The organism is Acidobacteriota bacterium, from assembly GCA_040754075.1.
Lineage (GTDB): Bacteria > Acidobacteriota > Blastocatellia > UBA7656 > UBA7656 > JBFMDH01.
This window is the reverse complement of sequence record JBFMDH010000031.1, coordinates 25,026-36,681: the sequence shown is the minus strand read 5'-3', so window position 1 is coordinate 36,681 and position 11,656 is coordinate 25,026. Positions and strand designations below refer to the sequence as shown.

General features: G+C 50.4%; 14 protein-coding genes and 1 pseudogene. 5 read left to right on the top strand and 10 right to left on the bottom strand.

What is annotated here, in order from left to right:
- The first annotated feature begins 120 nt into the window (after window positions 1-120).
- The 3 genes from AB1757_25160 to AB1757_25150 all read left to right on the top strand — a co-directional run bounded on the left by AB1757_25160 (window position 121) and on the right by AB1757_25150 (window position 1,412).
- A complete protein-coding gene (locus AB1757_25160; GenBank protein ID MEW6130349.1) occupies window positions 121-510 on the top strand; it encodes a LysM peptidoglycan-binding domain-containing protein in 390 nt (129 codons plus the stop codon).
- A gap of 75 nt (window positions 511-585) precedes the next feature.
- Window positions 586-765: a hypothetical protein gene (locus tag AB1757_25155; protein MEW6130348.1), complete on the top strand. Its 180-nt coding sequence runs from the start codon at window positions 586-588 to the stop codon at window positions 763-765.
- 23 nt (window positions 766-788) lie between these two features.
- Window positions 789-1,412 carry an HAD hydrolase-like protein gene (locus AB1757_25150; protein MEW6130347.1) on the top strand — a complete coding sequence of 208 codons (624 nt, stop codon included), beginning with the start codon at window positions 789-791 and terminating at the stop codon, window positions 1,410-1,412.
- Window positions 1,413-1,546: 134 nt separating this feature from the next.
- Here AB1757_25150 and AB1757_25145 read toward each other — a convergent pair whose 3' ends face one another.
- The 6 genes from AB1757_25145 to prmA form a co-directional block, all read right to left on the bottom strand.
- Entirely contained in the window at window positions 1,547-2,971 is a 1,425-nt protein-coding gene (locus AB1757_25145) for an FAD-dependent oxidoreductase (GenBank protein ID MEW6130346.1), read from the bottom strand.
- A gap of 148 nt (window positions 2,972-3,119) precedes the next feature.
- The gene (locus AB1757_25140; GenBank protein ID MEW6130345.1) at window positions 3,120-3,572 is read right to left on the bottom strand and encodes a hypothetical protein; all 453 of its coding nucleotides are present in this window, start codon (window positions 3,570-3,572) and stop codon (window positions 3,120-3,122) included.
- A gap of 21 nt (window positions 3,573-3,593) precedes the next feature.
- Complete coding sequence (locus AB1757_25135) at window positions 3,594-3,734, bottom strand: hypothetical protein (protein ID MEW6130344.1); 141 nt, start codon at window positions 3,732-3,734, stop codon at window positions 3,594-3,596.
- Window positions 3,735-3,833: 99 nt separating this feature from the next.
- The gene (locus AB1757_25130) at window positions 3,834-4,241 is read right to left on the bottom strand and encodes a hypothetical protein (protein MEW6130343.1); all 408 of its coding nucleotides are present in this window, start codon (window positions 4,239-4,241) and stop codon (window positions 3,834-3,836) included.
- Between the two features lie 12 nt (window positions 4,242-4,253).
- Window positions 4,254-5,006, bottom strand: coding sequence for a 16S rRNA (uracil(1498)-N(3))-methyltransferase (locus AB1757_25125; GenBank protein ID MEW6130342.1), 753 nt, complete (start codon window positions 5,004-5,006; stop codon window positions 4,254-4,256).
- Complete coding sequence (gene prmA / locus AB1757_25120; protein ID MEW6130341.1) at window positions 5,006-5,893, bottom strand: 50S ribosomal protein L11 methyltransferase; 888 nt, start codon at window positions 5,891-5,893, stop codon at window positions 5,006-5,008. The genes AB1757_25125 and prmA overlap by 1 nt, the downstream gene beginning before the upstream one ends.
- On the opposite strand from prmA, the pseudogene AB1757_25115 reads away from it, so the two are divergent.
- Window positions 5,781-6,548 (top strand): annotated as a pseudogene (locus tag AB1757_25115) (DUF1016 N-terminal domain-containing protein). The gene prmA and the pseudogene AB1757_25115 sit on opposite strands and share 113 nt — an antisense overlap.
- 172 nt (window positions 6,549-6,720) lie before the next feature.
- Here the strand turns inward: AB1757_25115 and nth are convergent.
- From nth to AB1757_25095, 4 genes are all read right to left on the bottom strand, one after another.
- Complete coding sequence (gene nth / locus AB1757_25110; GenBank protein MEW6130340.1) at window positions 6,721-7,368, bottom strand: endonuclease III; 648 nt, start codon at window positions 7,366-7,368, stop codon at window positions 6,721-6,723.
- Between the two features lie 13 nt (window positions 7,369-7,381).
- Window positions 7,382-7,783: a nuclear transport factor 2 family protein gene (locus tag AB1757_25105; GenBank protein MEW6130339.1), complete on the bottom strand. Its 402-nt coding sequence runs from the start codon at window positions 7,781-7,783 to the stop codon at window positions 7,382-7,384.
- A gap of 204 nt (window positions 7,784-7,987) precedes the next feature.
- Entirely contained in the window at window positions 7,988-9,310 is a 1,323-nt protein-coding gene (locus AB1757_25100; protein MEW6130338.1) for an aminopeptidase P N-terminal domain-containing protein, read from the bottom strand.
- 9 nt (window positions 9,311-9,319) lie between these two features.
- Window positions 9,320-9,724, bottom strand: coding sequence for a hypothetical protein (locus tag AB1757_25095; GenBank protein MEW6130337.1), 405 nt, complete (start codon window positions 9,722-9,724; stop codon window positions 9,320-9,322).
- A 581-nt stretch (window positions 9,725-10,305) separates the two neighbouring features.
- Between AB1757_25095 and AB1757_25090 the strand changes: the two genes are divergently transcribed.
- Entirely contained in the window at window positions 10,306-11,640 is a 1,335-nt protein-coding gene (locus tag AB1757_25090; GenBank protein ID MEW6130336.1) for a thiol-disulfide isomerase, read from the top strand.
- Window positions 11,641-11,656 lie beyond the last annotated feature (16 nt).

The following is an 11,656-nucleotide window of genomic DNA, read 5'->3' as shown; positions in this document are numbered from 1 at the left end:
TTCGCTATAGTCAATCGGCATACTCAAACAGTTGCAAAAGCTCCGGTGACAACTTATTCCCCTCACGCAAGAGCTTTCGCTTTACAGTAACGATCAATTCCAATTCGGAGGATGAACATCATGTCAGCATTAACAGATAAATACGGACCGATTTACATTTTAGCGGAACAGTTGGGCGGCACCGGCTTGGCTGCCAACGAAGAGAACGGTCACATAACCGTTAGCGGTACGTTGCCAACCAAATATGATGTGAATAAAGTCTGGGATAAAGCCAAAGAGATTGATCCGGGTCTTGATGACGGCGATTTGACCTTGAATTTCTCTACCGCGCGTTCAGACATCTATGGACATTACACGGTCGAATCCGGCGATTCGCTTTCCAGAATTGCCAAAGAGGTGACGCACGGAAAACTTACCTATCAACAGATTTTTGAAGCCAACCGTGATCAATTGAACGACCCCGATATGATTAAAGTCGGTCAGAAACTGGTGATTCCGAATTTTGAGTAATCAAGCTCAAATGGTTAAACCGAAAGTAGAGCAAGCCGCAAAATGCTTGCTCTACTTTTTTTCAGGAGAATGACAATGAAAGAACAACTGGTGGCTTTATTGACCGCAAAAGTCGGGCTTGATGAAGAGAAAGCCAATCAAGCCGTCGATACGATTTTGGAATATATAAAATCCAACCCCGAACAAATCACCGAGTATCTGGGGAAATTCGGGATGGGCGGAGTCGCCGATAAAATCGGCGGGTTGTTGGGCTGATTTGCGTTCGGCAATTCTCTCATATGAAATATCGGCTGGCAATTTTCGACTTCGACGGAACTTTAGCCAACTCATTTCCCTTTTTTGTTCGCGTATTCAATCAACTCGCCGAACAGCATGATTTCAAGGGAATCGCTCCGGATTTGGTGCCGACTTTCAGGCATTACACTGCCAGGCAGATGATGGAATATGTAGGAATGCCTGCCTGGAAACTTCCGCTTGTGGCAAAGCACTTTATCTCTTTGATGCGGCAAAATGCGGCAAGCATCCCGCTGTTTGAACAGATTGACGAGGTGTTGCCGCATCTGGCGAATAACGGCGTGACACTGGCAATCGTTTCATCAAACTCATATGACAATGTAAGCCGGATTCTGGGTCCTGCAAATAAAAAGTTAATTGACCAATTTGAGTGTGGAATGTCGATTTTTGGCAAACCCGCGAGAATCCAGAAGGTACTCAGAAAGACCGGCATTTCCTGTCACGAATCCATCTATATCGGCGACCAAGTTACCGACCTGGAGGCAGCGCGTAAGGAAAACGTAGCTTTTGGAGCGGTGTCCTGGGGGTATGGAACGATTGAATCACTCAGAGCACATTTTCCTGAAGAAGAATTCGATCAGGTTTCCGCTTTAAAAAGAATTGTCTGAACAACCCATTGAACATACACGAAATTCACGCAGGCAAGTGAGTTCATCCGTTTGTCATCGCGACCACAACGGTTCAATGGCATGAAGTTAAGACCGGCAGCCAACGCCAATCACCGTATCAACGCTTCTCTTCCCTATCGCAAGCCACTGAGTCGTTTCAAAATTTTCCCTGCCGAGCCGCGCAAAAATCGTTCAAGCGAATATTCCGAAGCCAGTTGCTGATTGGCAATTGAATAGGTCGGATAAACATGAATCATCGATGAGAGTTCGCTGATCTTCCAGTTTTGCGCGATGGCGATTGCCCATTCGTGAATCACTTCACCGGCGCGTTCGGCAACAACGGTTGCGCCCACCACGGTGCCATCTTTTTTATGAATGACTTTGATAAACCCTGAGGTATCGCTTTCGGTTACGGCGCGGTCAACGCGCCCCATCTCGACGACCCGCGCCTCGAGGTTGTCGCCATACTTGACTCGCGCTTCAGCTTCCGTCAATCCGGCGTGAGCGATTTCGGGATCGGTGAAGGTTGTCCAGGGAACCGATTGCGCCAGCCCTTTTAACGAACCGGGAAAGAGCGCATTGCGCGCCGCAATAAAAGCCTGATAGGCGGCATAATGGGTAAATTGCGGACCGCCCAGACAATCACCCGCCGCATAAATATGCTTGACATTGGTTTGTAAATTTTCATCAACCGGAATGCCCTTTTCGCTAAACTGCACACCGGCTTTCTCCAACGCCATCGTATCAATATTGGGGGCGCGACCGGTGGCAACCAGTAAAGCGTCGCAACAGAATTCGCCGACATTGGCGCGTAGCGTCATCCCACAGGAAGTTTGCGCGACAGAAAAGACTCTGGCATCGAGAAAAAGTTTGGCGCCCTCCGCTTGCAAACAACGGGTTAAGACCGCCGCGGCTTCCGGTTCATCTTTAGGAAGCAAACGCGGGCGGGAATGCAGAAGGGTGACATCGGAACCCAGTCTTAAAAAGGCTTGCGCCATTTCGATGCCGACGGGTCCACCGCCCATCACTACAAATTTTTCCGGCAGGGTTTCCATCTCGAAGATGGTCTCATAGGTCAGGTAAGGCACTTCGGAAAAGCCTCTGATTTGCGGCAATCGCGGTCGCGCTCCTGCACAGATGAGAATGTTTTTTGCAACGATTCGCTTTTCGCCTTCAGCCATCGTAATGGCGAGCGTCTGCGGGTCTGCAAACCGCGCTTGCCCCATCACCACATCGATGCCCTGAGCGCCCAACGTCCGGGGTTCTTCGTGCTGATAAATTGCGGCAATCGAACTGCGAACATAAGCCATCACCGCTTTGAGATTGACCGGCTCCAGCGCCGCCGTCAGACCAAAGCGCGAAGCCAGGCGTGTTTGTTGCGCAACCTTTGCGGCTTTGAGCAGGGCTTTACTCGGCACACATCCCGTCCAGGTGCAATCGCCGCCGATGCGATGCTTTTCAATCAGGGCAACCCGTGCCCCAACCTGCGCCCCAACCTGTGCCGCCGTCAATCCGCCGGAACCTGCGCCGATAATCGCCAGATCGTATTTTTCACTCATTGAACCGCTCCTGTTCATTAGCTAAGGGGCGCAGGGATGCAGCAACTCAACAGCTTTCATCATCGGATGCCCCCACACCATAACCCATTTTTTGCGTAACCGAATTTGACAGTCTCCCCTGGCTGATTTCGCCTGTCCCATCAGCTTTTTATTTTTTGAGCGCCGCGAGAATATCGCCGATTGGCGGTCTTTCGCTCTGGTCATTGCCAACCTGCGAAAGCGTTAAACGTCCCTCGCGGTTGACCACAAAATCGCCGCCTTTTTGCAAAGTATCGCCATCGGGCAAACGCCCCAACTTGCCTTGAAAAATAAATTTCATGTACCGGCGAATAATGTTTGGCCCGTAGGCTTGCCAGATGGAAAATCTGCCAAGCCCGTAGGCGTGATAAGCCGCAAGCTCCACATCTGACAAGAAACGCATTTGCGGAAAAAATTCCGCAGGGCGTTCAATGCGCTGGGCTTTAAAAAACCGCTCCAGAAAATGTTTGCGAAAATATGGCAGCCAATCGCTCAGAATTTTCACAGGCGCAAACGAAATTACCAGTATTTGCGCGTTTAATTCCGTCAACTCTCGTTGTATATCGGGCTGATGCAACTGCACCAGATGCTCGGCTCAAAGCACTCAAGCAAGATGGCGCAAAAACACCAGACTTACGGGCTTCGCATAATTTGCAAGATGGACACTATCGCCATCAACTGCCGGCAAAGTGAAATCGGGCGCGAGTTCGCCAATTTTAGGTTGGCGCAATTGGTTATCGGGCATTTCTTTCTCCGGTAAACTGCGAAATCTTTGTCAGTAGTCCGAACGTGAGGCAGAGCATTTGAATCCGCGCGCTCCTTGCGGTCGGGTTACTGATTATTTTCAACCTTCAACATCGGTCGCGTAATCTACACTCAGTTTAATTTGTCCGCAACGCGCACAAGCCAGCACATCAACGAAACGCTCTTCGTTATTGTCTGTGAACAAAACCGTCACTTCTTTGCCCGCAAATAAATAGGCAGGGCGCATTGCGCTGCCGCACGCTGCGCAAGCCGGCGGCTTTGCCTGAGACCCATTCAGCCTGGCTGCGCGAGCGGTCTGCTCATCAGCCGTTGCCGCCGACTCCTCATCTTCGAGATAGATACCGCGCCGGTTGAGTTCGGCTTCGGCAATCTGCAAAGCGGTTTCGTGATAATCGTCATAATCTTCGCAAACGATTTGCAACAGTTCTTCGTCAGAAAATTTCGCGATGCGTTCTTTGAATTCTCGTTGTTGTTCTTCACTCCACATAATTGCTCCTTTCTATCGTGACAGGTCGCCAAGCCGGTGTTGCAACAAGGTCACAGCGACGAGTGCGGCGGTTTCGCTTCTGAGTATCCGTCGTCCGAGGGTGACCGCTTTGGCTCCACATTGGTTGAAGCAATCAATCTCGTCATCGCCCCAACCGCCTTCGGGTCCAATCATCACCGTCACCGCGTCTTTATTGATTAATTCGCTCATTGTCTGGTCAAGTAACGCGCCGCCACGTTCATTAAAAAAAATGATTTCGCCCTGTGATTCGCTGTCATGAGTTGCAATAAATTTGTCAATCGCGCTTGGCTTTTCGATTGCAACCAGGGTTCGCCGCCCCGATTGTTTCAACGCTTCAAGGGCAATGCGATGCCAGCGGTCTTGCCGTTTGTTCGCCTGTTCGGCATTTAATTTCATATCGGCGCGCGCGGTCGCCAGCGGCACAATGCGCGATACCCCGAGTTCGGTGGCTTTCTGCACAATCAAATCAAACTTCTCACCTTTCACCAGCGCCTGCGCCAAAGTGATAGCAAGCGGCGATTCAACTACATCGGTTAACGCTTCACCAATTTCAACGACTGCCAATTTGGATTTGGCTTCCACGAACTGGCAGCGATATTCCTGACCGCACCCGTCGAAAACAAAAACTTCATCGCCCGCCTGCAATCGCAAAACGCGCAGCAGGTGATGCGATTCGTCACCGGAAAGGGTGATGCGACGGTCGTTAATCGCATCGGGCGAAGCGTAAAATCTGCGACGTTGCATCAGATGTCACCTCTTCGCGCCACCAGCATTGACCACTCGCCGGCTTCCTGACATTCGATAATTTTTAAATTGAATTGCGCGGCGCTTCGCTGAACATCTTCGCGCAAAGTGGTGAGAATACCTGAAAGAATCATCACCCCCGCATCTTGCAAACACGCGGCAAGGTCGCCCATCAAGGCAATGATGACTTCGGCGGTCAGATTGGCGACCACCACATCAAAGGTCTGCCCGGCAAATTCGGCGGGTTCACCGACTCGCGCATCAATATTTTTTTCAACCTTGTTGATGGCAATGTTTTCCCCGGCGACTTCGACGGCAAGCGGGTCAATATCAATCGCGGTGATGCGCGACGTCGGCACAAGCAGCGCCGCGCCGATGGCAAGAATCCCTGTGCCGGTGCCAACGTCAATCATGGTGCCGCCCTGCCAGTATTTTTCGATGGCTTCAAGACAAAGCCGTGTGGTTTCGTGGGTGCCTGTACCGAATGCCATGCCCGGGTCGATTTGAATAACCGCGCGAGCCTCACGCTTTTCGGGCACTTTCCACGACGGCGCAACCAGCAAACGATTGCCGATATGGATTGGCTCAAAGCCTTCTTTCCATTTCTGCATCCAGTCCTGTTCGGGAATCGCTTCGAGGGTAATAGCGAAAAGCGAATTTAAAATTCCGGCGCGCGCAAATTCGGCTTCGATGAGCCTGGCTAAATTGTCAGAATCGCGTTGCTCGTCAAAGTAAGCGCCGAGTTTTGTACGCTCCGGTGATTCTTCAAGAGTGATGGTTCCGGTTGCCCCCATATCAAATAGTATTGAACCGGCGAGTTCTTCCGCATCCGGCGCAACGGTGAGGCTCACCAGATGCCAGATTTTATTCGAGAATTTGTCATTCATAACCTGCGGCAATACTACTTGTGAGCGCGAGGCTTTTCAAATTGCGGCTGGCAAAGTTCCGGTGAGATTGCAATTCGTCATCAATCCCGGCTTACAAAATTTAACCCTTCACTTCACAGGTTCAGCGTGGTGGGTTAAGCTTTCGGCAAATCAAAACCTTTGCAACGCAAGCTTTCGGCAATTCTTGCGTGAAGGAGTAACGGAAATGAGAAAGCAACCTGCAAACCTCAGCCGGTCGTCTGCGCCCTTGTTGCGTGATTTGCGCGAGATGATTACCGATGCAAAACAGTTGGTCGCTCAATCGGTCAATTCAACGCTGGTGATGTCGTATTGGAGCATCGCGCACCGCATCCGTCAGGATATTCTCAAAGGCAAACGTGCTCGTTACGGCGAAGAGATTGTCGCGACAATGTCACGACAATTGGTAGAAGAATTTGGTAATGGTTTTACTGAGAAAAACCTGCGTCGCATGATTCAATTCGCTGAAATATTTTCCGACTATGAAATTGTCGTTACACTGTCACGACAATTGAATTGGAGCCATTTCGTTACGATCATTTCGCTCAAAGATACGTTGCAACGCCAATTTTATGCGGAGATGTGTCGCATTGAACGTTGGAGTGTTCGTACCCTCAGACAGAAAATCGGCGGGATGCTTTATGAGCGCGCGGCGCTTTCCAAAAAGCCTGCAAAACTAATCGAAAAAGAGTTGCAGACGTTGCGCGAAGATGACCGTTTAACCCCCAGCATGGTTTTTCGCGACCCCTATTTTCTGGACTTTCTCGGACTCAAAGAAACTTTCGATGAAAAAGATTTGGAGTCGGCGATTATTGTTTTAGCAACGACGACGGGCAGAGTTTTTCCAGAACGCATTTATCGCATTGCGGGCGGCGGGCGATGCACACAGCGCGACCGTGATAAATCAACAGGTGCGAAAAATCTATCCAGTCATTTTTCGGCACCAGTTCAAGCAAATCCTGTTCTATCTTTTCCGGCGCGCTGTTTTGCGTGAGTCCCAATAACTGCGTAAGGCGCGAAACGTGCGTGTCAACCACCACACCTGACGCCACCCCGAACGCATTGCCCATCACCACGTTTGCGGTCTTGCGCGCTACGCCGGGGAGTCGCAACAACTCCTTGAAATCCTGCGGCACCTGCCCGCCGAATTCTTCGACCAGCAATTTACAAGCGCCCTGAATGGATTTCGCTTTGTTGCGATAAAATCCGGTCGAGCGAATATCCTGTTCGAGTTCGGCAAGCGGCACCTGCAAATAATCTTCCGCCTTGCGGTATTTGCGAAACAGCTCGGCGGTAACCATATTCACCCGCTCGTCTGTACATTGCGCCGCAAGAATCGTCGCAATCAACAGTTCAAGCGCATTGGCGTGATTCAAACTGCATTTGACATCGGGGTAGGCTTTTCTGAGTAAACTGATAATTTTTCGGGTGCGTTGTTTTTCTTCGGCGCTCTTCACTCGGCTCTCCTGTTTACGCTTCACTTGTGTCTTGCGCGGCAAGTTGTTTTTGCATGGCTTCGGCAAGTGCCGTGAGTCCTTTAAACGGGCGAATCATCACTTCAAACTCGACAATTTTTCCGTCTTCATTGAAGCGAATGAGGTCTACGCCTTTTAAAGAAAATTCGCCAACCCGCGCGCTGAATTCCAAGGTCCAACTCGTGCCGTCGGTCATCTCGCGGTGATAGTGAAAATCTTCGAGCACCATCGAAGCAGCGGTGAGATAACTTGCCGTGAGTGTTTTACCTTCTTTCGGTTTCCACAAAAACGGCGAATGAAAACGCGCCTCGTCGGCGAGCAATTCGCCCAGCGCATTCATATTTCGCGTCTTCACGCATTCGTGCCAGTTTGCCAATGCCTGTTCAATTTTAGTCATTTTTCCTCGGTGTTGAGTCAATGAAGTAACAGAAAAATACCTTAGCACAGAAGAAGGGGAGACGAGGAGAAGAAGGGTACTCAATTTCTTTACACAACCAAAACGAACTCTCCGATCAATTGATCAAAAGAAGCGGTGAAAAATTTCGTCTCCCTCTCTCCCTTTCTTCATTTCTTCATTAAAGTCTCTGTAGTGAAAATTTTTTCAATCCCTGTTCATTAAGGCTTCAATGTCTTCAATGGTTTTCGGCACCCGCGATGATAAGACCTCTGCGCCTTCCGTTGTAACCAGCACATCGTCTTCGATGCGAATGCCGATGCCGCGATAACGCTCATCAACCTCCTCTAAATCTGCGGCGATGTAAAGTCCCGGCTCAATTGTGAGCACCATTCCCGGCTCCAGGGTGCGCCATTCATCGGCGACTTTGTAAGCTCCAACGTCGTGAACATCCATGCCTAGCCAGTGACTGGTGCGGTGCATATAAAATTTTTCGTACTGTTTTTCTTCGATAATTTTGTCAATCTCGCCTGTCAGTAATCCGAGTTTCAGCAAGCCTTCGACCAGCACGCGAACCGTCACATTATGCGGGTCAATGAAAGTCGCGCCGGGACGTACCGCTTCGATGGCAGCGAGTTGAGCGTCCAGCACGACTTGATAGACGTCGCGCTGCGCCTGAGTGAACCGACCGTTTGCAGGCATGGTGCGCGTCACATCGCCGGTGAAGTAATCGAATTCCGCGCCCGCGTCAATCAACAGCAAATCGCCGTCTTTAATCGGCGCATTGTTGGTGATGTAATGCAACACCGTAGCGTTTGCGCCGGTGCCGACAATCGGCGCGTAACCGTGACGAGGGCTGCCGTGTTTGCGAAACACATAACGCAATACGGCTTCGATTTCGTATTCGTACATTCCGGGCTTTAACGCATGCATTGCCGCGATGTGACCTTCGCTGGTAATGTCAACGGCGCGTCGCAAAGCTTGTAAATCATCTGCGGTCTTAACGAGCCGCATCTCATGCAGCAGGTCAACCGGGTCAACAATGGCTTTTGGCCCATAGCCGTTGCGCTGCCGGTCGCGTTGAAAGCGGCGAAGCCAGCCAACCACACGCTCATCAAAGCGCGAATCATTGAAGCGATAATAGAGGGTATCGGCTTTGGCAATCAGTTTCGGCAATTCTTCGTCAAGTTTGTCGATGGTGAAAGCGGCGTCGGCAAAGAAGTCGCGACGCGCGCCCTCTTCACCGGCACGCCATCCTGTCCACACCTCTTTGGCGCGGTCTTTGGGTTGCACGAAAAGCACGAAGCGGGTTTCCGAGTGGTCAGGTACAAGAACGGCAACCGCGTCGGGTTCTTCAAAACCTGTGAGGTAATAAAAATCCGAATCCTGTCGGTATTCATGTTCGACATCGTTATTGCGAATGCACATTGCGGCGGCGGGAAAGATTGCCGCGCCGCCTTTGATGTGCTGCATAAATTGTTCGCGCCTTTGTCTGGCTAATTCGCTAGAGTTATTTGAATCGTGCGTCATGCAAATCTCTTATTTATTGGTGACAATCAAGGTGGCTTCATATTCAGCCGGGTTGATTGGTTGTCCTGATCTCGGTGTTGGCGTCAACGAAATGAGTTTAACGGTGTAGCCTTTGAATGAATTTTCTTTCGGTATCAGATGGGTGTTCAAGGCGACCGCCGATGATTTCTTTTTGAATACCACATCGAGATTGACTTTGGCATTGCCGCTCCACACACAGGTCACATCCTCAGGGCAACGTGATTCTTCGCTGACAGCGGTAAATTTAATTTTGAGTTGGGTGTCTTTAACGACAACCTTCTGCCCGATTTTGATGGTGAACTCTTTGCCCAATTCGACCTTTTTTGGCGAGGCAGGGTCTTGATGAAATCCTAAGACCACCAGTAGCAGGAGCGAAAAAAGGGTTTGCTTCATAAATTTTCTCCCTTCAAAGTTTCGTTAGCACGGGTACTTTGTTGTACACGTTCAGGCTGAGATGGGATGCAATCCATAATAATTGGCGTTCACTCATTCTATCCACTCAAAATTTAAAACCCTTTCAGGGATTTGTTGAAGCGTTTTGTCCGGTAGCGCAAGAGTTTTGACTATAAAGCAACAAAAATCACCGGGCAACCAAACCGCCGCCTGAGATTGGCGCGTGATAACTGACTATCGTTTTTGTGTCGGAACCAACTTTCGTGAGCGATGGCGAAGCGTCAATCGCTCCTTAGCGAATGCAAAAGCGGCGACCGGTCACCGCACTGCAAAAAACGTTTTCATCGCCCTCGTTTCAGGCAACTTTTGACGTTTTGCGGTTTTGAGTCAACGCTTTCCTATGCTATAAATTCAAGCAGCATTCTTAAACAGAAGCGCGCAATAATTGATACCGGCAAGCAGTTCTTGTCATTCAGACTTTTGGCGACATTCGTAATCTTAATTTTCCTATGCGGCTAGCCGTGGGATTGCCATTGTACTATTCCAACGATTGACCCCAACACCTGTGCGGGAGGTTTAAGATGAAACGTGTCCTTAGCATCTGCTTATTTGTGTCTTGCCTGGCATTGCTCCTCTTTCTGACGCTTGATTCCACTCAGGCTTCAATCGATATGCCAACTGTGGTCACCTTTACCAAAGATGTCGCGCCGATATTGCAAAAAAACTGTCAGGTCTGTCATCGTCCGGGCGAAGTCGCGCCCATGTCATTTATGACCTACAAAGAGGCGCGACCGTGGGCGCGCTCGATTAAAGAAAAAGTCGTGACCCGCGAAATGCCTCCCTGGTTTGCCGACCCCAAACACGGTGAATTTTCCAATGATTGCCGATTGTCGCAAAAAGATATTGATACGCTTTCAAGGTGGGCAGACAGCGGCGCAAAAGAGGGCAACCCGAAAGATTTGCCGCCCAATCCGAAATTCACCGCAGGCTGGCAAATCGGTAATCCCGACGTCGTTTTAACCATGACTCAGGATTTCCAGGTTCCTGCCGAAGGCGTCATCCCCTATAAATATTTCGCGGTGCCAACCAATTTCGCCGAAGACAAGTATGTGCAATTTGCCGAGATTCGTTCGGGCGACCGCGCCCATGTGCATCACGTCATCGTCAGTGTTCGTTACCCCGATGGCAACCCATTGCCCCAAGCCGGTGAAATCAACCCGCAGGCGCTTGCCGCAGCGCGCGCGCAAAATGCCAACTCGCAGGCGCGCAGCGCCGAAGATTCCGATGGTCGTCTGGTGGGGTGGGCACCCGGCGAAGCGCCGCAAATCATGCGCCCCGGTCAAGCCAAGTTAATCAAGAAAGGTTCGGTGCTGATTTTTCAGGTGCACTACACAACCAACGGCGAAGCGGGCAAAGACCGCACCAGTGTCGGTTTGATTTTTTCAAAAGTCCCGGTTGAAAAACGGGTCATTACGGCAGGCGCTTCGGCGCGCAATCTGGTCATCCCGCCGGGCGACCCGCATTATGAATCGTCGGGCACTTTCACCTTTAAAGAAGACAGTCACATCGACAGCCTGCACCCGCATATGCATGTGCGCGGCAAAGATTTTCTCTATCGCTTGGTCTACCCCGATGGCACCTCAAAGATTCTGCTTTCGGTGCCGCGTTTTCATTTCGCCTGGCAGTTGACCTATTTCTTTAAAGAACCCGTAGCCGCGCCGAAAGGCAGTCGTCTGGAATGCATCGCCCATCACGACAATTCGATTAACAACAAGTACAACCCAGACCCCACCAAAGAGGTGCGTTGGGGCGATCAAACCTGGGAAGAGATGATGATTGGCTATCTCGATTACACCATCGATAAACAGGATTTGCGACAAACACAACCGCAACCCGCCGGTAAAGGCAGCAAATAATCAAAGGAGGAATTTT

Excerpts from the sequence above, each read along its gene's own strand:
- AB1757_25135 (MEW6130344.1), bottom strand. The coding sequence starts at position 3,734 with ATGCCCGATAACCAATTGCGCCAACCTAAAATTGGCGAACTCGCGCCC.
- AB1757_25150 (MEW6130347.1), top strand. The coding sequence starts at position 789 with ATGAAATATCGGCTGGCAATTTTCGACTTCGACGGAACTTTAGCCAAC.
- AB1757_25160 (MEW6130349.1), top strand. The coding sequence starts at position 121 with ATGTCAGCATTAACAGATAAATACGGACCGATTTACATTTTAGCGGAA.
- AB1757_25105 (MEW6130339.1), bottom strand. The coding sequence starts at position 7,783 with ATGACTAAAATTGAACAGGCATTGGCAAACTGGCACGAATGCGTGAAG.
- AB1757_25125 (MEW6130342.1), bottom strand. The coding sequence starts at position 5,006 with ATGCAACGTCGCAGATTTTACGCTTCGCCCGATGCGATTAACGACCGT.
- AB1757_25095 (MEW6130337.1), bottom strand. The coding sequence starts at position 9,724 with ATGAAGCAAACCCTTTTTTCGCTCCTGCTACTGGTGGTCTTAGGATTT.
- prmA (MEW6130341.1), bottom strand. The coding sequence starts at position 5,893 with ATGAATGACAAATTCTCGAATAAAATCTGGCATCTGGTGAGCCTCACC.
- AB1757_25090 (MEW6130336.1), top strand. The coding sequence starts at position 10,306 with ATGAAACGTGTCCTTAGCATCTGCTTATTTGTGTCTTGCCTGGCATTG.
- AB1757_25145 (MEW6130346.1), bottom strand. The coding sequence starts at position 2,971 with ATGAGTGAAAAATACGATCTGGCGATTATCGGCGCAGGTTCCGGCGGA.
- AB1757_25130 (MEW6130343.1), bottom strand. The coding sequence starts at position 4,241 with ATGTGGAGTGAAGAACAACAACGAGAATTCAAAGAACGCATCGCGAAA.
- AB1757_25100 (MEW6130338.1), bottom strand. The coding sequence starts at position 9,310 with ATGACGCACGATTCAAATAACTCTAGCGAATTAGCCAGACAAAGGCGC.
- AB1757_25155 (MEW6130348.1), top strand. The coding sequence starts at position 586 with ATGAAAGAACAACTGGTGGCTTTATTGACCGCAAAAGTCGGGCTTGAT.